Below are 25953 nucleotides of genomic sequence, written 5' to 3'. Positions count from 1 at the left end.
TCGCGCGCCGGCCCGACGCCCGCCGGGCATACGATGGAGGGCTGTGTCCGCACCAGAGCCCGTCATCGTCTACCCGCCCGAGCTGCCCGTCAGCGCCGCGCGGGACGAGATCGCGCGCGCCATCGCCGAGAATCAGGTCGTCATCGTCGCCGGCGCGACCGGCTCGGGAAAGACCACCCAGCTGCCGAAGATCTGTCTGGAGCTCGGGCGCACCCGCATCGCGCACACCCAGCCCCGCCGCATCGCCGCCCGCACCATCGCCGAGCGCGTGGCCGAGGAGATGCAGGTGCCGCTGGGCACCACCGTCGGCTACAAGGTGCGCTTCACCGACAACGTCTCGGCCGACACCCGGGTGGCGCTGGTCACCGACGGCATCCTGCTCAACGAGATCCACCGCGACAAGCTGCTGCGCCGCTACGACACGATCATCATCGACGAGGCGCACGAGCGGTCTCTGAACGTCGACTTCCTGATCGGGTACCTGCGCCGCATCCTGCCCCGCCGCCCCGATCTGAAGGTCATCGTCACCTCGGCGACGATCGACCCCGAGAGCTTCGCGAAGCACTTCGCGGATGCCGCGGGCGAGCCCGCCCCCATCATCGAGGTGTCCGGTCGCACCTACCCCGTGGAGATCCGGTACCGCGGTCGCGTCGCCGACGCCGACGACGACGGCCCCGACGATGTCGACGCGCTGCTGGGGGCGCTGCGCGAACTCGACCGCGAACCGGCCGGCGACGTGCTGGTGTTCCTGCCCGGCGAGGCGGAGATCCGCGACGCGATGGATGCCGTACGCGGCATGTACGCAAAGGACACCTCGCCGACGGAGGTGCTGCCCCTGTACGGCCGACTGTCGTCCGCCGAGCAGCACCGGGTCTTCGAGCGCTCTCAGGTCGCGGGCGTCCGGCGCCGGGTGATCCTCGCGACCAACGTCGCGGAGACGAGCCTCACCGTCCCCGGCATCAAGTACGTCATCGACGCCGGAACCGCCCGCATCTCGCGCTACAGCGCGCGCTCCAAGATCCAGCGCCTGCCGATCGAGGCCGTCTCGCAGGCGTCGGCGCAGCAGCGCTCCGGTCGCGCCGGACGCACCTCGGACGGTGTCGCGATCCGGCTGTACACCGAGGAGGACTTCACCTCCCGGCCCGAGTACACCGAGCCCGAGATCCTGCGCACGAGCCTCGCCTCGGTGATCCTGCAGATGCTGTCGCTCGGATTCGGCGACATCACCGAGTTCCCGTTCCTCACGCCGCCCGACTCCCGCGGGGTCAAAGCCGCGTTCGACCTGCTCGTCGAGCTCGGCGCGGTGCGTCCTGCGACGGGCTCGGGGGGCGGTCGCGGCCAGGGTCGCGCGGCGCGCGCCTCCGCCGACGCGGGCAAGGGGTGGCGCCTCACCGACATCGGGCGTGAGATCGCGCGGCTCCCCATCGACCCCCGGTTCGCGCGCATGCTCATCGAGGCGCGGCGACTCGACGTCGCCGGCGACGTGCTGGCGATCGTGGCGGGGCTGTCGATCCAGGACGTGCGCGAGCGACCGGAGGAGCGCCGCGAGGAGGCGGACCGCCTTCACGCGCGCTTCACCGACCCGACGAGCGACTTCCTCAGCCTGCTGAACCTGTGGAACCACCTGCGCGAGCAGCAGTCCGAGCTCGGCTCGAGCGCATTCCGCCGCATGTGCCGCTCCGAGCACCTCAACTATGTGCGGGTGCGCGAGTGGTTCGACGTGCACCGGCAGCTGCGGCAGCTGACCGACGCCCCGCGGGCGAAGAACAGCGGCGCCGCCGACCCGGCGCTGGTGCACCGGGCGATCCTCGCCGGGCTGCTGTCGCACCTCGGCATCCTCGACACCCGGTCCACGGCGGCACCGGCGTCCGGCGCGAAGGGCAAGGGCGCGAAGGCTCCTCACGGACGGCCGCGCGCGGAGTACCGCGGAGCGCGGGGCGCCCGCTTCGCGATCTTCCCCGGGTCGGGGCTGCGCAAGGCCTCCCCCGACGCGGTGATGGCCGCCGAGCTGGTCGAGACATCGCGACTGTATGCGCGCACCGTCGCGGCCATCGACCCGGAGTGGGCAGAGGAGCTCGCCGGCGACCTGGTCCACCGCAGCCTCAGCGATCCGCACTGGTCAAAGGATGCCGGTGCCGCCGTCGCCGCCGAGAAGGTCACCCTGTTCGGCCTCGAGATCGTGCCGCGCCGCCGGGTGCAGCTGGCCCGCATCGACCGCCCGCTCGCGCGGGAGATGTTCATCCGCCACGCCCTCGTCGAAGGCGAGTGGAACGTCACCCATCTCGACAAGCGACTGACCGCGTTCGAGCGGCGCAACCTCGAGCTGCGCCGCCGCCTGGAGAAGATCGAGGAGCGCGAGCGCCGCCGCGACATCCTCGCCGGCGATGAGGCGGTCTATGCCTTCTACGCCTCCCGCCTGCCGCACGACGTCTTCGATGTGCGCTCGTTCGAGGCGTGGTGGCGGGATGCCTCGTCCCGCACGCCGCGCCTGCTCGACCTCACCGAGGCGGACCTCGTCGACGACGCCTCGCGCGCCGACGAACGCGACTTCCCGATGCGCTGGCAGCAGGGCGACCAGGTGCTGTCGCTCGCCTACCGGTTCGAGCCGGGCGCCCCCGACGACGGCGTGAGCGTGGTGGTGCCGCTGGCGCTGCTCGCGCAGCTGCGGCCCGACGGCTTCGACTGGCAGGTGCCGGGGCTGCGCGGCGAACTCATCGCCGGGCTGCTGCGCGCCCTTCCCAAGGCCATCCGGCGCTCCGTCGTGCCGGCTGCAGACTGGGCCGCACGCTTCGCCGAGGAGCTCGCCGGCGACGGTCCGGAGTCGCACGACGGCCTGCCGCCCCGCGCCCTGCGCGACGCGCTGGCCGCGCGCGTGCAGCGTGTGGCGAACCAGCCGGTCACCGCCGCCGACTTCGACCTCGAACGCGTGCCCGCGCACCTGGGGATGTCGTTCCGCGCCGTCGACGAGCGCGGCCGCACCGTGGCATCCGATCGCGATCTGAGGGCGCTGCAGGACCGCTTGGCCGACCGTGCCCGCGCCTCGGTCAGCCGATCGCTGACCGCGCCACGCGGAGCCGGCCCGGGTTCCCCTGCGCCACGGCCCGGCGCGGTGGCCGCCGTCACCGGCTCGCCCGGCGGCTCGGCAGACGCGGGCACCTCGGGCATCACCGAGCAGAGCGGGCTCACCGACTGGACCATCGGCGACCTGCCCGCACTGGTCGACACCCGTGTCGCCGGCGGTGTCGTGCGCGGCTACCCCTCCCTCGTCGACGACGGCGCGTCGGTGTCGGTGCGCATCCAGGCGACCCCCGAGGCCGCGCAGCGACTCACGCATGCCGGGGCGCGGCGTCTGCTGCTGCTCACGGTGCCCTCCCCCGCCCCGTATGTGCTCGAGCACCTGACCGCTCAGGAGAAGCTCGCGCTGGCGGCTTCTCCGTACCCCTCGGCGAAGGCCCTCATCGAAGACGCGCGCGTCGCCGTCGCCGATGCCGTGCTCGCGCGGGTGATGTCGGGCGCGCTGGTGCGCACCGCCGCCGATTTCGCGCGCGTGCGTGACGAATTCTCGCGCACCGTGGTCGACGAACTCTTCCAGACGGTGTCGCTGACCGCGCGCATCCTCACCTCATCCCGCGAGGTGGAGAAGGCCGTGCGCGGGCAGAACTCGATGACGCTGCTCGCCGCCTTGGGCGACATCAAGACCCAGGTGGCGGGCCTCGTCTTCCCCGGTTTCGTCTCGCGCACCGGGCTGGCGCGCCTGACGCATCTGCCGCGCTACCTTGCCGGGGCCCTCGAGCGGGTGTCACAGCTGTCCGACAATCCCGGGCGCGACCGGCAGCGTCTCACCGAGTACGAGCGGATGGCCGCGCTCTACGCCGAGGCCGGGGGGACGATCCCGATCGACGAGCACGCCCCGGCGAACCTCGTCCACACCCGCTGGCTGCTGGAGGAGTACCGGGTCAGCCTGTTCGCCCAGCGGCTCGGCACCGCCGAGCCGGTTTCGCCCCAACGAATCCAGAAGGCTCTGCGAGGATAGGCCTGTTCCCCGACGGAAGAGGCTCCGATGACCCGCGCGATCGTCTACACCGAGTTCGGTGACCCCGAGGTTCTGCATGAGCAGGAGGTGGCCGATCCGCAGCTGCGGCCGGGCACCGTCGCCGTGCGCATCCAGGCCGCGGGCGTGAATCCCATCGATGCGAAGCTCCGCTCGGGGCTGCGCGCCTCCGCACCGCCCAGCGCCGACAAACCGCGTCGGCTGGGCATGGATGCCGCCGGGATCGTCACCGACGTCGGCGATGACGTCGACGGCTTCCGCGTCGGCGACCCGGTCGTCGTCTCCGGCGCGAACGGATGCTACGCCGACGAGATCGTCGCGACCGTCGACAAGGTCTTCGCCCGGCCCGCGGCGGTGTCCGCAGCCGCGGGAGCGGCCCTCGGCATCCCCGTCGGCACCGCCTACCAGTGCGTGCGGTCGCTGGCGATCGGGTCCGACGACGTGCTGCTCGTCCACGGCGGTTCGGGCAGCGTCGGGCAGGCGGTCATCCAGTTCGCCCGGCTCACCGGCGCCACCGTGATCGCGACGTGCTCCGAGCGCCGCGCCGGGCGCGTGGCGGACCTGGGGGCCATCCCGGTGCGCTACGGAGATGGCCTCGTGGGCCGCGTGCGGGAGGCCGCCGGCGAGTCCGGCGTCACCGCGGTGCTCGACGGCGCCGGCACCGACGAAGCGCTTGAGGCGTCGCTGGAGCTGCTCGATGACCGCTCGCGCATCGCGACGATCGTGCGGGGGGCGGATGCCGAAGGTCTCGGCATCCGCGCGTTCTCGGGTGGCGCGCCGTGGCCGCTCACCGATCAGCAGCAGGCATGGCGGGCTGAGGCGGTGCCGGTGGCGCTGGCGCTCATGGCCGCGGGGCAGTTCGAAGTGGAGCTCGGCCCGACCTTCCCGCTCGCCGAGGCGGCACAGGCGCACCGGGTGGTCATGGACGGCGTCGACGGCAAGGTGACCCTGGTCCCCTGATCCCCGGTCGTTGAGCGAGGGCGCGCACCACCCCGGTCGTTGAGCGAGGGCGCGCACCACCCCGGTCGTTGAGCGAGGGCGCGCCGCGCCCGAGACGAAACGCCCGCACCCCCGCACAGCCCCCCGGTCGTTGAGCGAGGGCGCACAGCGCCCGAGACGAAACGCCCGCACCCACGTTTCGTCTCGCTGCGCTCGCTCAACGACCCGCGAGGCCGCGCGACGCCGCCGCCCGCCACGTCACAGACCGGCGGATGCCGCAACAATGCGTCACACGATCCGGGTCGGTCCGGCGCCCGCCGACAGGATGGTGCCATGCCCGCTGCTCCGTGTCCCTCGTTCGCGACTGTGCAGGTCCAGGCCGGCTACGACGCCGGTGCCGTACAGCACGCCTCCGTTCCGCCGATCTACCAGTCGAACGCCTACGGTTTCGCCTCGCTGGCCGAGGCGCGTGACCTGTTCGCGCTGCGCCGCGAGGGCAACGTCTACAGCCGCACCGGAAACCCCACGTCCGCGGTGCTGGAGCAGCGGGTCGCCGCCCTCGAGGGCGGCGTGGGCGCGGTGTCCGTCGCGTCCGGCCAGGCCGCGGTCGCGCTGGCCCTGTTGACCTTGGCCCGCCAGGGTGAGCACATCGTCGCAGCGCATCAGCTCTACGGCGGCACCATCTATCTCCTCGCCGACACGTTCGCCGACTGGGGCATCGAGGTCACCTTCGTCGACCAGGACGACCCCGAGGCGTGGCGTGCTGCGGTGCGTCCGACCACGCGCGCTTTCTTCGCCGAGACCGTCGCCAACCCGCTCGCCCAGGTGCTGGATGTGCGCACCGTCGCCGACATCGCCCACGATGCGGGCGTGCCGCTCGTCATCGATAACACCGTCGCCACCCCGTACCTGCAGCGTCCGAAGGAGCACGGCGCCGACATCGTCGTGCACTCGGCGACGAAGTTCATCGGTGGGCACGGCGCGGCCCTCGGCGGACTCGTCGTCGACCTCGGCACTTTCGACTTCACGGCGGATGCCGCGCGCTGGCCGCAGCTGAACACGCCCCTCGCACGCGTGCCGGGCGCCGCCCTGACGGCGCAGTTCGGCTCGAAGGCGTATCTGACGCTGCTGCGCACGAAGTACTCGCAGGACCTCGGGCCGTCGCTGTCGGCCTTCAACGCGTTCCAGCTGCTGCAGGGGCTCGAGAGCCTCGACCTGCGCATGGCCCGGCACAGCGCGTCCGCTCAGATCGTCGCCGAGGCGCTGGCGGCCCACCCGGCCGTCGCGCGGGTGCACCACCCGGGTCTGCCGTCGAGTCCCTGGCACGGCGCCGCCGAGCGTTATCTCCCCCGCGGTGCGGCGTCGGTGTTCTCCTTCGAACTGCACCCCGGCGCGGATGCCGAGGACGACTTCGACCGCGCCGCCGCCCTCATCGACCGCCTGCAGGTCGCCCACCTGGTGGCGAACATCGGCGATGCCCGCACCCTCGTCGCGCACCCGGCATCCATGACGCACAGTCATCTCAGCGCCGACCAGCTCGCCGCCGGCGGCATCACGTCGGCGACGGTCCGGCTGTCGATCGGCCTGGAGGACCCGGGCGACATCGTCGCCGACCTCACCGCCGCACTCGACCCCCTCGCCCCTTCCGGCCGTTGAGCGAGCGCAGCCCCGGTCGCTGAGCGAGCGCAGCCCCGGTCGTTGAGCGAGCGCACCCACCGGTCGTTGAGCGAGCGCAGCGAGACGAAACGCCCACCGGTCGTTGAGCGAGCGCACCCACCGGTCGTTGAGCGAGCGCAGCGAGACGAAACGCCCACCGGTCGTTGAGCGAGCGCAGCGAGACGAAACGCCCCACCCCACAACCGAACCCCGTTTCGTCTCCGTCGCTGCGCTCCCTCGCTCAACGACCCCTCTGCGCCGCACCACCCACCGGTCGTTGAGCGAGCGCAGCGAGACGAAACGCCCACCCCGCAACCGAACCCCGTTTCGTCTCGGTCGCTGCGCTCCCTCGCTCAACGACCCCCTCGCCGCACCCACCGGTCGTTGAGCGAGCGCAGCGAGACGAAACGCCCCACCCCACAACCGAACAGCGTTTCGTCTCCGTCGCTCCCTCGCTCAACGACCCGAAACGACGAAGCGCGGCTCCCCAGAGAGGGAACCGCGCTCCGTCACCGCGCCGGGTCAGTTGCCCGAGCGCCGCTTGTTGTAGACGTCGAAGGCCACGGCCAGCAGCAGCACCAGACCCTTGACGGCCTGCTGCCACTCGATGCCGATGCCCATGATCGACATGCCGTTGTTGAGCACGCCGATGATGAGGCCACCGATGATGGCGCCGCCGATGGTGCCGACACCGCCCTGCACGGCCGCGCCGCCGATGAAGGCCGCCGAGATGGCCTCGAGCTCGAAGCCGTCACCGGCCTTGGGTCCGGCGAGGTTCAGCCGCGCGGTGAAGATGAGCCCGGCGAGCGCCGCGAGGAAGCCCATGTTCACGAACAGCCAGAAGTCCACGCGGCGCGTCTTGATGCCCGACAGCTCGGCGGCGTGACGGTTGCCGCCGATGGCGTAGATGTGGCGCCCGAAGACGGTGCGGTTCATCACGATGCCGTAGATCATCACCAGTGCCGCCAGCACGATGAGGGTGACCGGCACGCCCTTGTACGACGCCAGCGCCCAGGTGAAGAAGCCGATCACCGCGGCGAAGGCCACGAGCTTCACCACAACCCAGATCAGCGGCTCCACCTCCTGGCCGTACTTCGCGCGCCCGGCGCGAGTGCGCAGCTGCTGCACGACGAGGGCGACGATCGCGACCGCGCCGATGATGAGGGTGAACAGGTCTGGATCGCTCTCGCCGAAGATGCCGGAGAGGAACCCGTTGCCCATCGCGCGGTACTCGGTGGGGAACGATCCGATGTTGGCGTTGCCGAGCACCACCAGGGCGAGCCCGCGGAAGATGAGCATGCCCGCGAGCGTGACGATGAACGCCGGGATGCCGACGTACGCGATCCAGAACCCCTGCCAGGCACCCACCAGCGCGCCGATCAGCAGCGACAGCACGATGGCGAGCCACCACGGGTACTCCATCTTCACCGCCAGCACGCCCGACACGGCGCCGATGAAGGCGGCCACCGAGCCGACCGACAGATCGATGTGGCCGGCGATGATGACCATCACCATGCCGATCGCCAGCACCAGGATGTACCCGTTCTGCACGACGAGGTTGGAGAGGTTCTGCGGGCGCAGCAGGATGCCGTCGGTCAGGATCGTGAACAGCACCACCACCGCGATGAGCGCGATGAAGATGCCGTTCTTGCCGAGGTCGGCCAGAACGGTGGACAGCCACCGGGTGAAGGGGTTGTCGGCGGGCTGGACGAGCGCACCGGCGGCCTGCGACTCGCTGGGGGCCGACGGGGTCTGCGTGGAATTGGACATGATCGTGTCTCCTGCGGCGCCCGTCAGCGGGGCTTTTCCATGGTCATGAGCTTGAGAACGGATTCGGGGGTGGCTTGCTCGACGGGCAGCTCGCCGGTGATGCGGCCTTCGGACAGCGCGTACACGCGGTCGGTGATGCCCAGCAGCTCGGGCAGCTCCGAGGAGATGACGATGATCCCCTTCCCGGCGGCGGCCAGCTTGTTGATGATCGTGTAGATCTCGTACTTCGCGCCGACGTCGATGCCGCGGGTGGGCTCGTCGAGGATCAGCACGTCGGGGTCGGAGTAGATCCACTTCGACAGCACGACCTTCTGCTGATTGCCGCCGGAGAGCTTGCCGGTCTTCGACAGCACCGAGGGGGTCTTGATGTTCATGCTGCGCCGATAGTCGTTGGCGACCTTGAACTCCTCGTTGTCGTTCACGAGTCCGGCCTTCTTGAGCTTGTGCAGCGAAGCCATCGAGACGTTGCGCTTGATGTCCTCGATGAGGTTCAGCCCGTAGGTCTTGCGGTCCTCGGTGGCGTACGCGATGCCGGCGGCGATCGCCTCGGCGACGCTGCGGGTCTTCACCTGCTTGCCGCGCATGTAGACCCGTCCGGAGATGCGCGTCCCGTAGCTCTGGCCGAACAGGCTCATCGCGAACTCGGTGCGCCCCGCTCCCATCAGGCCGGCGATACCGACGATCTCGCCCGCGTGCACGGTGAGGGAGACCTTGTCGACCATGACCCGGGTGGGGTCCTGGGGGTGGTGGGCTGTCCACTCCTCCACGCGCAGCAGCTCCTCGCCGATCTGCGGCTCGTGGTCGGGATAGCGGTGCTCGAGATCGCGGCCCACCATGTCCTTGATGATGCGGTCCTCGGTGACCTCGGCCTTGGCGATCGTCTCGATCGTCTTTCCGTCTCGGATGACGGTGACGGCGTCGGCGACCTTTTTGATCTCGTTGAGCTTGTGGCTGATGATGATCGACGTGATCCCCTCGTCCTTGAGGCTGAGGATCAGATCGAGCAGGTGGTCGGAGTCGGCGTCGTTGAGCGCCGCGGTCGGCTCGTCGAGGATGAGCAGCTTGACCTTCTTCGACAGCGCCTTCGCGATCTCGACGAGCTGCTGCTTGCCGACCCCGATCTGACGGATCTTCGTCGTCGGGTTGTCGCGCAGCCCCACCCGCTTGAGCAGCTCGGCGGCTTCGAAGTTGGTCTTGTTCCAGTCGATGAGACCGCCGGAGGTGCGCTCGTTGCCGAGGAAGATGTTCTCGGCGATCGACAGGTGCGGGCTCAGCGCCAGCTCCTGGTGGATGATGACGATGCCCTTCGCCTCGCTGTCGCGGAGGCTCTTGAACGACACCTCCTCGCCCTCGAACACGATCGCGCCCTCGTACGTGCCGCTCGGGTAGACACCCGAGAGCACCTTCATGAGCGTCGACTTGCCGGCGCCGTTCTCGCCGCAGATGGCATGCACCTCACCGCGCTTGACCGCCAGCGTGACGTGCGAGAGCGCCTTCACGCCGGGAAAGGTCTTGGTGATGTCGCGCATCTCCAGGATGTTGTCAGTCACTGTTCCCGCTTCCTCGGGGGTGGGTGGGGGTCCGGGGGGGGGGGGGGGGGGGGGGGGGGGGGGCCCCCCCCCCCCCCGGCGCGGGGTGTTACAGGCCGAGGTCCTCGGCGGTCCAGTAGCCGGTGTCGACCAGCGACGACTCGACGTTGTCCGCGACGACGGGCACCGGTCCGAGCAGGTACGAGGGAACGACCTTCTTGCCGTTCTCGTACGTCTCGGTGTCGTTCACCTCGGGCTCCTCGCCCTGCAGCAGAGCCACGGCCATCGAAGCCGCCACCTTGGCGAGCTCGCGGGTGTCCTTGAAGATGGTCGCGTACTGCTCACCCGAGAGGATCGCCTTGACCGAGTCGACCTCGGCGTCCTGACCCGAGATGACCGGCCACTCGTCGCCGACGCTGTAACCGGCGTCGGTGAGGGCGGAGATGATGCCGCGCGAGATGCCGTCGTAGGGCGAGAGCACCGCGTCCACCTGCGTGCCGTCGGAGTAGTCGGCCGTCAGGATGTTCTCCATACGGCTCTGGGCGGTCTCGCCGTCCCAGCGCAGCGTGGCTGCCTGCTCGAAGTCCGTCTGACCCGACTGCACGACCAGCGTGCCGTCCTCCATGAGCGGCTCGAGCACGTCCATCGCGCCGTTCCAGAAGAAGGTCGCGTTGTTGTCGTCGGGCGAGCCGGCGAACAGCTCGATGTTGAACGGGCCGGCGGGGGCGTCCGCGAGCGGCTCACCCTCGAGGTCGGTGAGCCCCAGTCCGTTGAGCACGGATCGGGCCTGCTGCTGGCCCACGAGGAAGTTGTCGAACGTGGCGTAGTAGTCCACGTTCTCGGTGTCGCGGATCAGGCGGTCGTAGGCGATGACCGGGATGTCGGCGTCGGCGGCATCCTGCAGCACCTCCGACAGCGTCGTGCCGTCGATCGAGGCCACGATGAGCGCCTCGGCGCCCTTGGTGATCATGTTCTCGATCTGCGACACCTGGGTGGGGATGTCGTCCTCGGCGTACTGCAGGTCGACCGTGTAACCCTCGGCCTCGAGAGCCTCCTTGACGGCGTTGCCGTCCTGGATCCAGCGCTCGGAGCTCTTGGTGGGCATCGCGACGCCGATCAGGCCGCCGTCACCCTCGCCCCCGGAACCGCTGCCGCCGCCGTCGTTCCCGGTGCATCCGGAGAGCACGAGGGCGCCGGCGGCCAGGGTGGCCGCTGCGAGGAAGAACTTCTTCGTCTTCACTGTGTTTCCTTTCCAACTGACTGCTCTGTCTTGGTGTTGTCGTGACCGCTGCCCCGGGTCAGGGCTTACCGGCGGTCGTCGGTGGTCTGTCCGTAGACGTTCTGGTACCGGTCGAAGAGACGGTCGATCGCGTCCTGCGGGATGGGGATGAGTTCGCCGCCCTGCCGCGCGAGGTGCACCGTGCGGGCGACGTCCTCCACCATCACGGCGGCCTTGACGGCGTCCTTCGCACTGGATCCGATCGTGAACGGACCGTGGTTCTGCATCAGCACCGCCCGCGAGCGGTGGCCGGTGAGGGTCTCGACGATGCCGCGGCCGATGGAGTCGTCGCCGATGATCGCGAACGGCCCGACGGGCACCTCGCCGCCGAACTCGTCGGCCATCGCGGTGATGACACAGGGGATGGCCTCGCCGCGGGTGGCCCAGGCGGTGGCGTAGGGCGAGTGCGTGTGCACGACCCCGCCGACCTCAGGCATGTGGCGGTACACGTAGGCGTGGGCGGCGGTGTCGCTCGACGGGGCGCGCTCGCTGCCGGGGGTGCCCGGGACGACATTGCCGTCGAGGTCGCAGAGGATCATGTTCTCGGGGGCCAGGTCGTCGTACGACACCCCCGAGGGCTTGATGACGAACAGGTCGGCGCCCGGCACCCGGCCCGACACGTTGCCGCCGGTCCAGACGACCAGCCCGTAGCGCACCAGCTCGGCGTGCAGCGCCGCGACCTCCGCGCGCACCCGCGCCACAGCGACCTCGGTCTTCACGCCTGAGACGTAGCGGTCCTGCTGCTCGGCGTCACTGCCAGCGCCCACGGTTCGGCTCCTTCGCCCGTCGATCGATCGATGTGATGCTTCGGATTCCGGCCCATGTGACCGTTCACATCGCGGAAACCATAGCAACTCAGCGCCGGTACGTGTCAAGCCGCCGCGCGTCTCGGCTTGGTAACGGCCGTCAGCGGCCCGCCGGCTGCGCCGTCGAGGCCCGCACGACCAGCTCGGGTGGGATGGAGCCGATGGGCGGAGCCGCCCCCGGATCGCCGCCCAGCAGGATGTCGACGCAGCGCCGTCCCAGCTCGGCGAAGTCCTGCCGCACGGTCGTCAGCGGGGGCCAGAAGTGCGCGGATTCCGGGATGTCGTCGAACCCGACGATGCTGATGTCGCGGGGGACGTCGAGGCCCTCGCTGCGGATGGCGTGCATGAGCCCCAGAGCCATCTGGTCGTTGGAGGCGAAGATCGCAGTGAAATCGCGCACCCTCAGCAGCTCCCGCCCGGCATGGAAGCCGAACTCCGCCGTCCAGTCCCCCAGGATCGGCGCGGTGGTGGGGATGTCGGCGGCGCTCATCTCCTCGAGGAAGCCGCGCATGCGCGCCTCGGCCTCGATCCAGTCCTGGGGGCCCGTGAGGTGGTAGATGTCGCGATGACCGCACTCGATCAGGTGGCGCGTGGCCAGCCGCGCCCCGGCGATCTGGTCGACCGACAGGGTGTGCCCCGGGTCGAGGTCGGTGGACTGCAGGGTGACGTACGGGATGTCCAGGGGCTGGGCGGCGAGCGCACGGAACACCCTCACCTGCGGGGCGATGACCACGAGCCCCTCGATCGACTGGGCCATGAGGTGCGACAGGCCCGCGGGGATGGACTGGGGGTCGGAGGCCTCGATGTTGGCGGTGGAGACCCAGTAGCCACGAGCGCGGGCGGCGGCCTCGATGGCCGCGATGCTCGATGCCGGGCCGTACTGGGTGCTGGAAGCGGCGAGGATGCCGATGGTCTGGGACCTGCTCGTCACCAGCGCCCGCGCGGCGCGGTTGGGGCTGTAGCTCAGATCGGCCATGACGGCCAGGACCCGCTCCCGTGTCTCGGGCCGGATGCTCGGGTGCTGATTCAGCACGCGCGACACCGTCTGGTGAGACACCCCCGACAGGCGCGCGACATCGCGGATGCTGGGTCGCCGCCCGCTGCCATCGTCGGTCATCGCCGCCCGTCCTCGCTGCACGCCCGTGTGCACGGTCACATTGCTGCGCCCATTATGCCTGCCCTGCTCCGCGCCGCTGCATCGGACGGGTCAGAGGTTCGCCGACGGCTGGATGCCGCGTCGGCCTAGACTGCCCGCATGCCGGATCTGGGACGTTTCCTGCCGCTGAGCAACCGGCCGCACGGCGATGAGTCCGCGGTCACCGCCGACCGCCGCGCGCAGTTGGCCGATCTCATCGCCGCCGATGCCGGGGTGCTCGCCGCTCTGCCCGCGCCCCGGGCCGCCGCCCTGGCGGGCGAGTACCTCACCACCGCGCGCATCGATCCGCCGCCCGCCGACGACGTCATCGGTGGCCCGGCACACTCGGCGGCCCTGCTGGAGCGGGCGGCGGCGACGGTGCGCGCCGGCCGCCGGCGCGGCATCCGCGCCCTCGCCCACGGCGTGCGGGCCCATCTGCGCCTGGCCGCCGCGATCGGTTCGCCGCCGCGCCTGCCCCCGACGGTCACCGGAGCGGTCGCGCTGTATGCCGCGACCTCCGCACCGTTCGACCGACGCGCCGTGGTCGCGGGTCACACCGTGCGCGCCGACGACGACGGGTGGGAGTTCGGCCGCGGACCGGTGCTGGCCGGCAACGGTGCCGACATCGCCGCGTTCCTCCTGGGCGTCTCCGACCGGCCGCCCCAGCCGCCGGCGCGACGCCCGGCGACGGGTACGCTCGAAGGATGACCGGTCTTCGCTGGGGAATCCTCGCCACGGGCGGCATCGCCCACGCTTTCACAAGCGACCTGCGCACCGCGGGGCTCGATGTCGTCGCAGTGGGCTCGCGCAGTGCGGCATCCGCACAGCGCTTCGCCGACGAGTTCTCGATCCCGCGCGCCCACGGTTCCTATGAGGACCTGGCCGCGGACCCCGAGGTCGACATCGTCTACATCGCCACGCCGCACCCCGCGCACGCCGACAACGCCGTGATGATGCTCGACGCCGGCAAGCACGTGCTCGTGGAGAAGCCCTTCACCCTCACCGCGGCCGAGGCCGCCCGGGTGCGCGACGTCGCCCGTCGCAACGGCCTGCTGGCGATGGAGGCGATGTGGACGCGCTACCTGCCCCACATGCAGCGCATCCGCCGGCTGATCGCCGAGGGAGCCGTGGGTGAGGTGCGCACGGTGTTCGCCGACCACACCCAGAAGATCACCGCCGACCCGACGCACCGGCTGAACGCCCTCGAACTGGGCGGCGGCGCGCTGCTGGACCTGGGCATCTACCCGGTCTCCTTCATCTGGGATGTGCTGGGCGCCCCCACTTCGGTGCGTGCTGTCGCCCGACTGGCCGAGACAGGCGCCGACGCGGAGGTCGCCACCGTCATGACCCACGCCTCCGGCGCGGTGTCCAGCTCGGTCTCGTCCTCACGCGCCGCCGGCCCCAACACCGCGCACGTCGTCGGCACCGAGGGGCGCATCGACATCGACCGCACCTGGTACGCCCCCACCACCTTCCGGCTGACCGATCCCGACGGGACCATCCGCGAGGAGTTCGTGTCGGACGTCGACGGCCGCGGCATGCAGTATCAGGCCCTCGCCGCCGAGCGTCTGATCGCGGAGGGCCGCACCGACAGCGAAGAGCTTTCCCTGGACGAGAGTGTCGCCATCATGGGCACCCTCGACGACATCCGCGCGCAGATCGGCGTGCACTACCCGCAGGAGACAATCCATGGCTGAGCAGCAGCCGGCCCGCGTGGCCGTGTATCTCGACTTCGACAACATCGTGATGAGCTGGTACGACCGCGTGCACGGGCGCAACGCCTACTCCCGCGACCGCCAGAAGATCGCCGCGGACGCCACCGACCCCGAGGTGGCCGGACGGCTCGCGCTGGCCACGATCGACGTGGGCGCGATCATCGACTACGCGGCATCCTTCGGCACGCTCGTGCTCACCCGGGCGTACGCCGACTGGTCCTCTCCCGTCAACGCCGAGTACCGCTCGCAGCTGGTCGCGCGCGCGGTCGACCTGGTGCAGCTGTTCCCCGCCGCCGCCTATGCGAAGAACGGCGCCGACATCCGCCTGGCCGTCGACGTCGTCGAGGACATGTTCCGGCTGCCGGACCTCACCCACGTGGTCATCGTCGGCGGCGACAGCGATTACGTGCCGCTGGCTCAGCGTTGCAAGCGCCTCGGACGCATCGTGGTGGGTGTCGGCGTGGCCGGCTCGACCGCCAAGTCGCTCGCCGCCGCATGCGACCAGTTCGACTCGTACGACTCCCTCCCCGGTGTCGTGCGCCCCGACACGACCGCGTCGGACAAGAAGGATTCCACCCCCTCGCGGTCGCGGGCGCGCAAGCGGGCCGGCGATCCCGCCACCGAGCTGCTCGAGCGGGCGCTGCGGCTCGAGGGCGTGCGCACCGACGACGAGTGGGTCAACGCCTCGGCCGTGAAGGACCTCATGCGGCGCATGGACCCCTCGTTCAGCGAGAAGGAGCTCGGCCACAAGTCGTTCACGGACTTCCTGCGCGAGCACCCGAAGGTGGTCGATCTGCGCGAGGAGGGCAACACCCGTCAGGTGCGCTTCCACCCCGACGCGCGCTGAGCGGGCGGGCTCAGCGTCGCGCGCGGCGCGGCGACGGAGACGTCGACCACAGCGCCCACGCCACCAGCAGCGGCTGGAAGAACAGGCGCGTCAGGCGCTTCTGATCGGTGTCGAGTCCGAAACCGTCGCGGCGCTCGGTGTACTGCGCGATGTTGCCGGGGAACACGGCCACGAAGAACGCCGCCAGCGCCGCGCCGATGCGCCGGCGCTCCTTCGGCAGCGCCACGAGTGCCACGCCGAACGCGGCCTCCACGACCCCGGATGCCACGACCACGCCGTCCTTGTCGATCGGCACCACCTCGGTGGTCCAGTCCGGCACCTGCGCCTGGAACTCGCGCCTCCCCCAGAACAGGTGGCTGAGGCCCGCGAACAGCATGGAGCCGGCCAGCAGCCAGCGCGCGACGTTCTTCATCGCGCCAGTCAAGCCGACCCCCGGGCGGGCCGTCGACGTCTTGACACCGCCCGTGGGTAGGGTGGAAGGGTGAGCGACGCGAGGCAGCTCCCGCCGCTGCAGCGGATGCCCGACGGGACGGTGAAACAGCTGGGCCCCCTCACCGGGACCCGGGTGTGGACGGTGCCCGGCCGCGCCGGGCGACCGCTGTTCACTCCGCGGCACGACGTCGCCGTGCTCGCCCCGGGAGAGGAACGCCGGCTGTGCGCGTTCTGCGAGGGCCGCTACCTCGAGACCACGCCGGAGAAGGCGCGCCTGGTCGGGCCGGACTTCGCCGAGATCCGCCGGGTGCCCGCAGCACAGCTCTCCGATACGACCGCGCGCTTCCGGCGGTTCGGCAATCTGTTCGAGATCGTCTCGGCGGAGTACTGGCGTGAGAACCATGGGTTCCGCCAGCCGTCCGAGGTCGTGCAGTGGGCCGAGCGGTACCTCGCCGACCCGGTGGGGCACGAGCACATCCGCGCTCTCGCCGCCATCCGGGCTCAGGCCTCCGGGGAGACGCAGAGCCTGGAGGAGGCGGCCCTCGACCTCGTCGGTGGATCGCACGACGTGATCGTGGCGCGCCGCCACGTCGTCGAGGGCGCGCGCACCGACGACGACCTGTGCTCGTCCGGGCGGCTGACCCCCGACGAGCATGCTGCGTACATCGCCTTCACGGTGCGCTCGCTGGCGGAGATCGCGGCGGCGCAGCCGCACGCGGCATACATCTCGGTGTTCCAGAACTGGCTGCGCCCTGCGGGAGCCTCCTTCGACCACCTGCACAAGCAGCTCGTCGCCGTGGACGAAGCGGGGCCGCAGATCGACCGGGAGCTGCGCATGCTGGCATCCGATCACGAGCTGTACCAGCACGCCATCGCCGACATGTCGGTGCGCGAGGGCCTCGTGGTGGCGGCGACCGACGGTGCGGTGGCGTTCGCGGGTGTCGGCCACCGCTACCCCGCGTTCGAGGTGTATTCGACGTCGTCGGCGAACCTGCCCGCCGAGCACAGCGCGTCCGAGGTGCGGGCGGTCTCGGACCTGCTCCACGCCCTGCACGCCGCGACGGGGCACCAGGTGCCGACCAACGAGGAGTGGCACTACCGGCCACCCGGGGCGTCCTGGCCCATGCCGTGGCGCGTCGTGCTGAAGTGGCGCATCTCCACCCCGGCCGGCTTCGAAGGCGGCACGAAGATCTACGTCAACACGATCGACCCGTGGGCGCTGCGCGACCGCGCCGTCACCCGGTTGCGAGAGCTGCGGGAGGCGGGCGCGCTCGCACCGGGCATCCGCATCGGCGACGAATGCGCCCCCGACGACGCACGCCTGCGTTACGCGGAGTCGGCATGATCGATCTGAACGCGCTGCGACGCTGGCCGGACGTCGAAGCGGCCGACCTGCGGGCCGTCGACGCCGCCGACCGTCTGCTGCTGGACGAGTCCGCCTCCGCGCGGGCGGCGGCTCACGACGGCGAGCTCGTGGTGATCGGCGATGCGTACGGTGCTCTTGCGCTGGGGGCGGCGGATGCCGGGGCCGGGGACATCCGCGTGCATCAGGATGCGATCACCGGGGAGCGGGCCCTGGCCGCCAACGCCCACACGTTCGCCCTCGGCGACCGCGTGCGATCGTTGCCACTGACCGCGCCGCTGGTCGCCGACGCGCGGATCGTGCTGATGCGACTGCCGCGGTCGCTCGCGGCGCTCGACGACATCGCCGGGCTCATCGCCGCGCACGCGCATCCCCGCGTCGAGGTATATGCCGGGGGACGCATAAAGCACATGACCCCCGCGATGAACGACGTGCTGCGTCGTCATTTCTCGCGCTTGGACGTGACCCACGCACGGCAGAAGGCGCGGGTGCTGATCGCCCGCGAACCGCGTGAGGGCGCCGACCCGCAGCCCGCCCACGAGCGGCACGACGGTATGACCGTGTGCGCGTTCGGCGGGGTGTTCGCCGGCCCCCGCATCGACATCGGCACGCGACTGCTGCTGGAGCACCTTCCCGACGAGCTGCCGTCGGGGGCTCCCGGCGACCTCGTCGTCGACCTCGCCTGCGGCACCGGCGTGATCGCCGCCGCCCTCGCGATGCGGCATCCGCACCTGCGGGTCTACGCCAGCGACGCCTCGGCCGCCGCGGTGGCCTCGGCGCGCGCGACCGCGGAGGCGAACGCCGTGGGCGGGCGGGTGCGGGTGGAGCAGGACGACGCCCTGTCGGCGCTCCCCGATGGCGTCGCCGGGTTCATCGCCTTGAACCCCCCGTTCCACAGCGGCGCGGCCGTCACCGATGCGCTGGCGCCCCGGCTGTTCGACGACGCCGCACGCGTGCTGAAGCCCGGCGGAGAGCTGTGGTGCGTGTGGAACTCGGCGCTGCGCTATCGCCCCGCGCTGGAGCGGCTGGTGGGCCCGACCCGGCAGGTGGCCCGCAACGCGAAATTCACCGTCACGGTCTCCACCCGCCGCTGACCCCGGTCGTCGAGCGAGGGCGCGCAGCGCCCGAGACGAAACGCCCCGCAAGGTAGGACGTTTCGTCTCGCTCCGCTCGCTCAACGACCGCGCAGCGCCCACCCCGGTCGTTGAGCGAGGGCGCGCAGCGCCCGAGACGAAACGCCCCAACCGCGTTTCGACTCCGCTCCGCTCGCTCAACGACCCGCGGGTCGCGGCAGGCGCGGCACCGAGGCCAGCAGGCGGCGCGTGTAGGGGTGCTCGGGCTCCGAGAGCAGGCGGGCGGTCGGCCCCTCCTCCACGATGCGCCCGGACTCCAGCACCGCCATGCGTGCGCACAGCGCCGACACGATCGTGAGGTCGTGCGAGACGAGCAGCATGCCGATCCCCTGCTCGCGGGACAGCCGCTGGAACAGCTCGATCACGTGCATGCGCACCGAGGTGTCCAAGGCGCTCACCGGTTCGTCCGCAAGGATCAGCCGTGGCCGGGGCGCCAGCGCGCGGGCGATCGCGATGCGCTGCCGCTGTCCGCCGGAGAAGGCGTCGGGGTAGCGCGTCGCGGCATCCGCCGGCAGGTCGACCGCCGCGAGCAGCTCCGCCACCCGCGCCGCGCGGCCCGCACGGTCGGTCGTGACGCGCAGCGACCGCAGCGGCTCGGCGATGGACTCCCCGACCGTCATGCGGGGATCCAACGACGAGAACGGATCCTGGTACACCGGCTGCACCGCGCGGCGGAACCGCCGCATCTCCGCGCCCGACCGGCGGTCCAGCGGGGTGCCGTCGAAGAGCACGCGCCCGCCGGTGGGCGACTGCAGGCCCAGCAGCAGCCGCAGCAGCGAGGTCTTGCCCGCCCCGGACTCGCCGACGAGCCCCAGGCTCTCGCCCGGCGCGAGCGACAGCGACACGTCGCGCAGCACCGGTCGCCCGTGCCCGTAGGCGAAGTCGATCCCCTCAGCCGCCAGCAGCGGCGTCACCCCGGTCATGCGCGACCTCCGACGCGGGGCAGGAACTCGTCGAGCCGCCGGGATGCCGCGACGAGCTGGGCCGTGTAGGGGTCACGGGGCGCGGTGAGGATCTGCGCGGTGTCGCCCAGCTCCACCTGGCGTCCGTTGCGCATCACCAGCACACGGTCGGCGATGGTCGACACCACCGGCAGGTCGTGGCTGATGAACAGCAGCGTCATCCCGCGGTCGGTGACCTCCCGCTGCAGCAGCTCGAGGATGCCGGCTTGCACCGTGACGTCGAGGGCGGTCGTCGGCTCGTCGGCGATGAGCAGCCGGGGGCCCGCGGCCAGCGCCAGGGCGATCGCGACGCGCTGGCGCTGCCCACCCGAGATCTCGTGGATGTACGACCGGGCGATGCGCTCCGGTTCGGCCAGCTGCACGTCGGCCAGGGCGTCGAGGACCGCTCGTCGCAGCGCCTCGCCATGCAGCCCGCGATGATGAGCCAACGGCCACGCGATCTGCTTGCCCACCCGCATGAGGGGGTCCAGCGACGCCAGCGGCTCCTGGAAGACCGCGCTCATCGTCGTGCCGCGCACGCGATCGAGCCGCCGCGATGCGGTGCCGACGACCTCGACGACGTCGTGGCCGGTGTCCACGCGCACCGATCCGCGGGCGGCCAGCGGGTGCGCGAGAAGCCCGAGCGCCGCCAGCGCCGTCAGGGACTTGCCCGACCCCGATTCGCCGATGATCCCGAGCCGCTCCCCCGGTTCCAGTGCCACGTCCACCGCGTGCACGAGGTCGACCAGTTCCGGTCCCTCGAGGCGCACACCGAGGCCCTCGATCGCCAGCAACGGGGTCATCGGATGCTCCGGGAGGTCGGATCGGCGATGTCGCGCAAGCCGTCGGCCAGCAGGTTCACACCGATGATGAGGGCCACCAGCAGGATGCCGGGGAGGATCGCGGCGGTCGGCGCGACGAGCACCGTGCTCTGCGCCTCCTGCAGCATGCGGCCCCACGACGCGTTCGGCGGCGGCGACCCGAGCCCGAGGTACGACAGCGACGCCTCCGCGCCCACCGCGCCGCCGAACTGCAGGGCCAGCGGCACGATGAGCGTGGGCCAGACGTTGCGCAGCACGTGCAGGCGCAGGATGCCGAGGGTGCCGGTGCCGGAGGTGCGTGCCGCGGTGACGAAGTCCATCGCCATCACGCGGGTCGCGGTGATGCGGGTGAGCCGGGCGATCACGGCCGCTCCCGCCAGTCCGATGGCGAGGATGGCCGAGTCCAGCGAGGCACCGCGCCACGCGACGATGAGCATCGCCAGCAGCAGCGTCGGGAAGGCGATCGCGATGTCGAGCAGGCTCGAGATCGCGTCGTCGACCCAGCGGCGGGCGGCGGCGGCGGCCAGCCCCAGGGCGATCCCGAGGAGGGCGGCGATGATCACCGACCCGAAGCCGACGGCGAGGGCCAGGCGCGCGCCGATCATGAGCTGCGTGAACAGGTCGCGGCCGAGCCGGTCGGTGCCGGCCCAGTGCTCCGCCGACGGCGGCTGCAGGCGACCGCCACCGGTGTCGTCGTAGGCGAAGGGGGTCCAGAACACCGACACCAGTCCGATGACGGCGATGAGCCCGAACAGGATGCCGCCGACGGCCAGGTTGATCGAGCGTCGGGTGCGGCGCCGCACGGTCGGCGCGATCGGCGGTGCGTCCGGGGTGGGGAGGATCGTGGTCGTCATGCGGCCGCCTTCACCCGACGGTTGCCCGACAGCGAATCGCGCAGCCGCGGGTCGATGAGGCGCTGCAGCACGTCGGCGAGGAATCCGAGCAGCAGCACCAGGGCGGTGGAGAAGAGCAGCACGCCCTGCACGCTCGGGAAGTCCTGCTCCTTGATGCCCACGAGCAGCATGTCACCCAGGCCCGGCAGCGCGAAGACGCGCTCGATGATGACGGCGCCGACGAAGGTCGTCGACAGCTGGATCGCGAGGATCGAGATGAGCGGCACGACGCCGTTGCGCACGCCGTGGCGCCAGAGCGCCGTGGCGAAGCTCTGGCCCGTGGCGCGGGCGGCGCGCAGGTACTGCTGCCCGAGGATGTCGAGCGTGGCGCTGCGCACGTACCGCGCGAGGTCGCTGCCGGCGACGATCGCGATCGTGATCACCGGAAGTGTCAGCGCGTACAGCGCGGCGCCGGGGTCCTCCCAGTCGGTGCGGGGGAAGCCGCCGGCGGGGAACATCCGCCATCCCAGCGACAGCACCGCCACGAGCAGGATCCCCACCCAGAACACCGGGATCGCGCCGCCCAGCTGCGACACCGCCGAGAACGCGGTGCCGTACCAGGTGCGCGACTTCCAGGCGGCGAAGAAGCCCACGGGCACGGCGATGAGCACCGACAGCAGGAACGACAGCAGCGTCAGCGGCAGGGTGACGTTGAGCCGCCGCACGATCTCGTCGCCGACGTCGAGGTGGTTGGTGAACGACTGCCCGAGATCGAAGGACAGCAGCTGGCCGAGGTACGACAGGAACTGCTCCCAGATCGGGCGGTCCACCCCGAGCCGGGTGGCGGCCGCGGCGATCTCGGCATCCGTCGCGCCGACCGAGATCAACGCGAACACGGGGTTGCCCAGCACCCGGAGCACGACGAACAGGATCGTCACCGCCAGCGCGAACGCCAGCAGCAGCAATCCTGTCCGTCGAAGCAGATACCGGGCGATCGCGCTATGCCTTCGTGATGTCGTACACGTAGAAGAGGGAGTTCAGTCCATTCTGCGGCACGCCCGTCACGCCCTCCGCTGCGATGCGCAGCTGCGGGTTCAGGTACAGCCAGATGCTGGCGGCGTCATCGGAGATCTGCTGGTTCGCCTGCGCGATGAGCTCGGTCTGCTCCTCGACGCTGGATGCCGCCTCGGACGCGGCCAGCCAGGTCTGCACGTCGGCGTTGTCGTAGCCCCAGTAGAAGTCGGGGTTGCCGTAGAAGTTGATGTCGCGGTCGTTGACGTGACCCTGCAGCGTGGCCTCGAAGTTCTTGTCGTTGTAGACCTTCTGGTACCACTCGTCGTCGGTGATGATGTTGATGTCGACGGTGATGCCGACCTTCGCCAGCTCCGACTTGAGGAACTCCGCCACGGTCGAGTGCACGCCCGAGTCCGGGGTGTCGATGGTGAAGGCGAACCCGTCGGCGTAGCCCGCGTCGGCGAGCAGCTGCGCCGACAGCTCGGGGTCGTACGGGTTGTTGTCGGCGAGGTCGAGGTACCAGGGCTCCGACGGGGGCACCATCGAGCCGATCAGTTCGCCGCGGCCGTCCCAGATGGCGTCGAGCAGCTTCTCGCGGTCGATCGCGGAGTACACCGCCTTGCGCACGTTGACGTTGCTGAACGGCTCGATGCGGTCGTTGAACGCCAGCAGCTCCTTGGTGGTGGAGGTGCCCTCGATGATCTGGAAGCCGGCCGCCTCGAACTCGGTGAGGCTGTCGGGGTTGGACTGGCTCGTGACGAGGTCGACGGCGCCGGTCAGCAGCGCGTTGTTCAACGCGGTGGGGTCGGCGTAGTACTGGTAGACCACCCCGCCGTTGGCCGGGGCGTCGCCCCAGTAGTCCTCGTTCACCTCGAGGGTGATGGAGTCGCCCTTGCGGTAGTCGGCGAGGGCGTAGGGGCCGGTGCCGTCGGCGCTGGTGGTGAGCTCACCGGCCTCGTCGTTGACGATCCAGACGTAGCCGAGGTTGTAGGTGAAACTGATCGACGGCTGCGTCAGCGTGACGGCGACGGTGTTGTCGTCGACGACGTCGACGCTGTCGATCACGCTCAGCTGGCGCTTGCGCGCGGCGATGGAGTCCTCCCCCACGAAGCGCTCGAGGCTGTACTTCACATCGTCGGCCGTCAGCGGGTCGCCGGAGTGGAACGCGGCGTCGGCGAGGGTGAAGGTGTAGACGAGGCCGTCGTCGGAGACCTCGGTCTCGGTCGCCAGCAGCGGCTCGACCTCGGCGTCGTCGGTGATGCGGAACAGGCCCTCGTAGACGTTGCCCGTGAACACCTCGGTGACGCCGGAGGAGCCACCGAAGATCTGGTCCAGGTTGGTCGGCTCGTTCTGCGAGCCGATGACGATCTCGGCGGCGGGGTCGGGCGCGCCCGAGCCCGACGTCGAGGTGTCGCCCGCGGCGCAGCCCGAGAGGACGAGCAGACCGGCGGATGCCGCGGCGGACGCGGTGAGGAGGCGGGTGAGACGGCGTGAAGTCACGTCGGGTCCTTTGCTGTGGGGGGAACGCGGTCGGCGCGGGCGCCGGGTGTCGGTGAGCGGAAGGGGAAGGGGAAGGGGAAGGGAGGACGTCAGAGGGTGAAGCCGTCGGCGAAGCGCACGCGCCTCTCGCCCGCGCGCAGCGCGAACGGCAGCCGGTTCTGCGCCGGCGGCAGCGGACAGTTCATCTGGTTGGAGAACCCGCAGGGCGGCACGGTGGCGCGGTTGAAGTCGACCGTCAGGGCGACGCTGTCGCCGGGGCGCAGGTCGCGGGACTCGGCCGGCCGGTCGAGGAAGAGGAAGCGGCCGGCGCCGTACGTCTCGACGCCGTTGGTGCGGTCGCCGAACACCAGCTGCAGCTTGGCGGTGCCGCCGTAGACGGTGTCGAACGCGTTCAGCCGGTACTCCGTGCCGTCGACGGTGAACACCAGGTCGCCCGAGACGGGAAGGCCGCGCGTGGCACCGGCATCCTTGATGTGCTCGAACGGCACGACCCGCTGCTCGTCGACGAGCTCGAAGCGTCCCTCGAGGACCCAGGCCGGGTCGTACGGGTACCGGTCGATGTCTTCGAAGGCCTGCTGCGCCGGCGAGTCCTGCCGCCAGATGCGGTAGCCCTCCTGCGGCAGTCCGGTGTCGATGTCGGTGCGCTGCAGCCGGGTGAACAGCGCCGTAGCCGGGTGGCCCTCGCGGGCGACGGCCTCATCGACCGCGGGCTCACCGGGAGGCGACCAGTGCGTGAGCACGAGCGAGAGCGCGCCCTGCGCACCCGTGACGGTCTCGCGGCGCGCGCGCGCCCATTCTGCGTAGCTGTCGGACGCTGTTGTGATCGTTTCGGTGCTCACCATGACAGGTAACCAAACGCAGGGGCCGCACAATAATTCCGTTGCCTCATGTTTCGCCGTCCCGGTCGTTGAGCGAGGACGCGCAGCGCCCGAGACGAAACGCCCCAACCACCCGGTCGTCGAGCGAGGACGCGCAGCGCCCGAGACGAAACGCCGCAACCAACCGGTCGTTGAGCGAGGACGCGCAGCGCCCGAGACGAAACGCCGCAACCACCCGGTCGTTGAGCGAGGACGCGCAGCGCCCGAGACGAAACGCCGCAACCGCGCAGGGAACCCCGTTTCGTCTCGCTCCGCTCGCTCAACGGCCCGCACCCACCCCACCGGTCGTTGAGCGAGGACGCGCAGCGCCCGAGACGAAACGCCGCAACCGCGCGGGGAACCCCGTTTCGTCTCGCTCCGCTCGCTCAACGGCCCGCACCCACCCACCCGGTCGTTGAGCGAGGACGCGCAGCGCCCGAGACGAAACGCCGCAACCGCGCGGGGAACCCCGTTTCGTCTCGCTCCGCTCGCTCAACGGCCCGGGGCGCTCCGCTCGCTCAACGACCCGGGGCGCTCCGCTCGCTCAACGACCCGGGGCGCTCAACGACCGGCGCGCCTGCGGGCGATGACGGTGGCGAACGACACGTAGTCGGCGGCTGCGTCTCCCGCCGTGATGGCGCGCAGCACCACTTCGTCGACGGCCGCTTCATAGGCGGCAACCGCCGCGCCCAGGTCGGCCGAACTGTGGATGACGGTGCGCGCGGGGTCGAGTCCCAGCCGCGCGAAGTGGGCGGCGTACGCGGGATAGCCGGCGTAGCGGGCGGTCTCGGCGCGCAGGGCGGGGTCGGCGGCTGCATCGACCGCGGTGCGCACATACAAGGCGACCGTGCTCGAGCCGGCCGCCGCATGCGCTTCGACCGCCTGCACGGCGGCCGTCGCGGGGTCGAGCCAGCTCAGCAGCACCCCGTCCGCCTGCTCCGCGGCCTGCCGGCGCATGCGAGGTCCGAGCGCGCCCACCACGACCCGCGCGGTGGTGCGCTCACGCAGGGCCGCCGCCGCGTCGCCGACGCGCGCCAGGGCGCCCGCACGCAAGCCGCCCGACCCGATGCCGAGGGTGAGCCGGTGCTGCGGCAGACCGAGCCGCTCCATTGCGTCGACGATGTCGTCGGGGTCACGTCTGTCGATCGGCAGCACGCCGGTCGACAGCACGAGTCGCTCGGATGCCGCGGCAGCCGCGGCGAGCACCGGCAGCGCGTCGACGCCGGGAGTGTCGTTCACCCAGAGCGCATGGAAGCCGTTCTCTTCGAGCACGGGCGCGAGGGCCGCGGCGACCTGCGGTCCCGCGGCGGCGGCGATGCCGATCGACAGCAT

General features: G+C 71.0%; 21 protein-coding genes. 8 read left to right on the top strand and 13 right to left on the bottom strand.

Features of this window, described 5'->3' with window-relative positions; all coding sequences use genetic code 11:
* Positions 1 to 43: 43 nt before the first annotated feature.
* From hrpA to QNO26_RS05400, 3 genes are all read left to right on the top strand, one after another.
* Positions 44 to 4033 (top strand): ATP-dependent RNA helicase HrpA, encoded by a 3990-nt coding sequence (gene hrpA, locus QNO26_RS05410; RefSeq protein WP_257638749.1) that lies wholly within the window; start codon positions 44 to 46, stop codon positions 4031 to 4033.
* A gap of 27 nt (positions 4034 to 4060) precedes the next feature.
* Positions 4061 to 5011 (top strand): quinone oxidoreductase family protein, encoded by a 951-nt coding sequence (locus tag QNO26_RS05405; RefSeq protein WP_257531629.1) that lies wholly within the window; start codon positions 4061 to 4063, stop codon positions 5009 to 5011.
* 312 nt (positions 5012 to 5323) lie between these two features.
* Entirely contained in the window at positions 5324 to 6646 is a 1323-nt protein-coding gene (locus tag QNO26_RS05400; RefSeq protein ID WP_257531631.1) for an O-acetylhomoserine aminocarboxypropyltransferase/cysteine synthase family protein, read from the top strand.
* Between the two features lie 522 nt (positions 6647 to 7168).
* On the opposite strand, the gene mmsB is transcribed toward QNO26_RS05400, so the two are convergent.
* The 5 genes from mmsB to QNO26_RS05375 all read right to left on the bottom strand — a co-directional run bounded on the left by mmsB (position 7169) and on the right by QNO26_RS05375 (position 13147).
* Positions 7169 to 8416, bottom strand: coding sequence for a multiple monosaccharide ABC transporter permease (gene mmsB, locus QNO26_RS05395; RefSeq protein WP_257531633.1), 1248 nt, complete (start codon positions 8414 to 8416; stop codon positions 7169 to 7171).
* A gap of 23 nt (positions 8417 to 8439) precedes the next feature.
* Complete coding sequence (gene mmsA, locus QNO26_RS05390) at positions 8440 to 9966, bottom strand: multiple monosaccharide ABC transporter ATP-binding protein (protein ID WP_257531635.1); 1527 nt, start codon at positions 9964 to 9966, stop codon at positions 8440 to 8442.
* A gap of 88 nt (positions 9967 to 10054) precedes the next feature.
* Complete coding sequence (gene chvE, locus QNO26_RS05385; RefSeq protein WP_285181745.1) at positions 10055 to 11185, bottom strand: multiple monosaccharide ABC transporter substrate-binding protein; 1131 nt, start codon at positions 11183 to 11185, stop codon at positions 10055 to 10057.
* Between the two features lie 65 nt (positions 11186 to 11250).
* Positions 11251 to 11943: an L-ribulose-5-phosphate 4-epimerase gene (locus tag QNO26_RS05380; protein WP_257638760.1), complete on the bottom strand. Its 693-nt coding sequence runs from the start codon at positions 11941 to 11943 to the stop codon at positions 11251 to 11253.
* A gap of 187 nt (positions 11944 to 12130) precedes the next feature.
* Positions 12131 to 13147 carry a LacI family DNA-binding transcriptional regulator gene (locus QNO26_RS05375; protein WP_257531785.1) on the bottom strand — a complete coding sequence of 339 codons (1017 nt, stop codon included), beginning with the start codon at positions 13145 to 13147 and terminating at the stop codon, positions 12131 to 12133.
* 138 nt (positions 13148 to 13285) lie between these two features.
* Here QNO26_RS05375 and QNO26_RS05370 point away from each other — a divergent pair, with 138 nt between their 5' ends.
* Genes QNO26_RS05370 through QNO26_RS05360 form a run of 3 tightly spaced genes read left to right on the top strand, consistent with a single transcriptional unit; the run spans position 13286 to position 15727 of the window.
* Positions 13286 to 13873 carry a hypothetical protein gene (locus QNO26_RS05370; RefSeq protein WP_257638750.1) on the top strand — a complete coding sequence of 196 codons (588 nt, stop codon included), beginning with the start codon at positions 13286 to 13288 and terminating at the stop codon, positions 13871 to 13873.
* Complete coding sequence (locus QNO26_RS05365) at positions 13870 to 14862, top strand: Gfo/Idh/MocA family protein (RefSeq protein WP_257531639.1); 993 nt, start codon at positions 13870 to 13872, stop codon at positions 14860 to 14862. Before QNO26_RS05370 ends, QNO26_RS05365 begins: the two co-directional genes overlap by 4 nt.
* Positions 14855 to 15727, top strand: a complete 873-nt coding sequence (locus QNO26_RS05360) for an NYN domain-containing protein (RefSeq protein WP_257531641.1) — start codon at positions 14855 to 14857, stop codon at positions 15725 to 15727. The genes QNO26_RS05365 and QNO26_RS05360 overlap by 8 nt, the downstream gene beginning before the upstream one ends.
* Positions 15728 to 15737: 10 nt before the next feature.
* On the opposite strand, the gene QNO26_RS05355 is transcribed toward QNO26_RS05360, so the two are convergent.
* On the bottom strand, positions 15738 to 16139 hold the full coding sequence (locus tag QNO26_RS05355; protein ID WP_257531643.1) for a DoxX family protein: 402 nt from the start codon (positions 16137 to 16139) through the stop codon (positions 15738 to 15740).
* A gap of 105 nt (positions 16140 to 16244) precedes the next feature.
* On the opposite strand from QNO26_RS05355, the gene QNO26_RS05350 reads away from it, so the two are divergent.
* A complete protein-coding gene (locus QNO26_RS05350; protein ID WP_306824526.1) occupies positions 16245 to 17504 on the top strand; it encodes a DUF4921 family protein in 1260 nt (419 codons plus the stop codon).
* Positions 17501 to 18616, top strand: coding sequence for a class I SAM-dependent methyltransferase (locus QNO26_RS05345; protein WP_257531647.1), 1116 nt, complete (start codon positions 17501 to 17503; stop codon positions 18614 to 18616). Before QNO26_RS05350 ends, QNO26_RS05345 begins: the two co-directional genes overlap by 4 nt.
* A gap of 176 nt (positions 18617 to 18792) precedes the next feature.
* Here the strand turns inward: QNO26_RS05345 and QNO26_RS05340 are convergent, their stop codons facing one another.
* The 7 genes from QNO26_RS05340 to QNO26_RS05310 all read right to left on the bottom strand — a co-directional run bounded on the left by QNO26_RS05340 (position 18793) and on the right by QNO26_RS05310 (position 25953).
* A complete protein-coding gene (locus QNO26_RS05340; protein WP_257638752.1) occupies positions 18793 to 19578 on the bottom strand; it encodes an ABC transporter ATP-binding protein in 786 nt (261 codons plus the stop codon).
* Positions 19575 to 20399 carry an ATP-binding cassette domain-containing protein gene (locus QNO26_RS05335; RefSeq protein ID WP_257638753.1) on the bottom strand — a complete coding sequence of 275 codons (825 nt, stop codon included), beginning with the start codon at positions 20397 to 20399 and terminating at the stop codon, positions 19575 to 19577. Before QNO26_RS05335 ends, QNO26_RS05340 begins: the two co-directional genes overlap by 4 nt.
* Positions 20396 to 21271: an ABC transporter permease gene (locus QNO26_RS05330; RefSeq protein ID WP_257531654.1), complete on the bottom strand. Its 876-nt coding sequence runs from the start codon at positions 21269 to 21271 to the stop codon at positions 20396 to 20398. The genes QNO26_RS05335 and QNO26_RS05330 overlap by 4 nt, the downstream gene beginning before the upstream one ends.
* A complete protein-coding gene (locus tag QNO26_RS05325; RefSeq protein WP_306816371.1) occupies positions 21268 to 22215 on the bottom strand; it encodes an ABC transporter permease in 948 nt (315 codons plus the stop codon). The genes QNO26_RS05330 and QNO26_RS05325 overlap by 4 nt, the downstream gene beginning before the upstream one ends.
* A 34-nt stretch (positions 22216 to 22249) precedes the next feature.
* Entirely contained in the window at positions 22250 to 23764 is a 1515-nt protein-coding gene (locus QNO26_RS05320) for an ABC transporter substrate-binding protein (RefSeq protein WP_257638754.1), read from the bottom strand.
* Positions 23765 to 23853: 89 nt separating this feature from the next.
* Positions 23854 to 24606 (bottom strand): DUF1684 domain-containing protein, encoded by a 753-nt coding sequence (locus tag QNO26_RS05315; protein WP_257531659.1) that lies wholly within the window; start codon positions 24604 to 24606, stop codon positions 23854 to 23856.
* Between the two features lie 576 nt (positions 24607 to 25182).
* The gene (locus QNO26_RS05310; RefSeq protein WP_257531661.1) at positions 25183 to 25953 is read right to left on the bottom strand and encodes an LLM class flavin-dependent oxidoreductase; all 771 of its coding nucleotides are present in this window, start codon (positions 25951 to 25953) and stop codon (positions 25183 to 25185) included.

It is taken from the genome of Microbacterium sp. zg-Y1090 (assembly GCF_030246945.1).
In the GTDB taxonomy this organism is placed as follows: Bacteria; Actinomycetota; Actinomycetes; order Actinomycetales; family Microbacteriaceae; genus Microbacterium; species Microbacterium wangruii.
Note: the sequence above shows the minus strand (reverse complement) of the source record. Positions and strands in the feature narration are given on the sequence as shown.

What these genes read in the sequence shown, in the direction of transcription:
- QNO26_RS05405 (WP_257531629.1), top strand. Translation starts at nt 4,061, where the DNA reads ATGACCCGCGCGATCGTCTACACCGAGTTCGGTGACCCCGAGGTTCTG.
- QNO26_RS05400 (WP_257531631.1), top strand. Translation starts at nt 5,324, where the DNA reads ATGCCCGCTGCTCCGTGTCCCTCGTTCGCGACTGTGCAGGTCCAGGCC.
- mmsB (WP_257531633.1), bottom strand. Translation starts at nt 8,416, where the DNA reads ATGTCCAATTCCACGCAGACCCCGTCGGCCCCCAGCGAGTCGCAGGCC.
- QNO26_RS05375 (WP_257531785.1), bottom strand. Translation starts at nt 13,147, where the DNA reads ATGACCGACGATGGCAGCGGGCGGCGACCCAGCATCCGCGATGTCGCG.
- QNO26_RS05370 (WP_257638750.1), top strand. Translation starts at nt 13,286, where the DNA reads ATGCCGGATCTGGGACGTTTCCTGCCGCTGAGCAACCGGCCGCACGGC.
- QNO26_RS05365 (WP_257531639.1), top strand. Translation starts at nt 13,870, where the DNA reads ATGACCGGTCTTCGCTGGGGAATCCTCGCCACGGGCGGCATCGCCCAC.
- QNO26_RS05360 (WP_257531641.1), top strand. Translation starts at nt 14,855, where the DNA reads ATGGCTGAGCAGCAGCCGGCCCGCGTGGCCGTGTATCTCGACTTCGAC.
- QNO26_RS05355 (WP_257531643.1), bottom strand. Translation starts at nt 16,139, where the DNA reads ATGAAGAACGTCGCGCGCTGGCTGCTGGCCGGCTCCATGCTGTTCGCG.
- QNO26_RS05350 (WP_306824526.1), top strand. Translation starts at nt 16,245, where the DNA reads ATGCCCGACGGGACGGTGAAACAGCTGGGCCCCCTCACCGGGACCCGG.
- QNO26_RS05345 (WP_257531647.1), top strand. Translation starts at nt 17,501, where the DNA reads ATGATCGATCTGAACGCGCTGCGACGCTGGCCGGACGTCGAAGCGGCC.
- QNO26_RS05340 (WP_257638752.1), bottom strand. Translation starts at nt 19,578, where the DNA reads ATGACCGGGGTGACGCCGCTGCTGGCGGCTGAGGGGATCGACTTCGCC.
- QNO26_RS05335 (WP_257638753.1), bottom strand. Translation starts at nt 20,399, where the DNA reads ATGACCCCGTTGCTGGCGATCGAGGGCCTCGGTGTGCGCCTCGAGGGA.
- QNO26_RS05330 (WP_257531654.1), bottom strand. Translation starts at nt 21,271, where the DNA reads ATGACGACCACGATCCTCCCCACCCCGGACGCACCGCCGATCGCGCCG.
- QNO26_RS05315 (WP_257531659.1), bottom strand. Translation starts at nt 24,606, where the DNA reads ATGGTGAGCACCGAAACGATCACAACAGCGTCCGACAGCTACGCAGAA.
- QNO26_RS05310 (WP_257531661.1), bottom strand. Translation starts at nt 25,953, where the DNA reads ATGCTGTCGATCGGCATCGCCGCCGCCGCGGGACCGCAGGTCGCCGCG.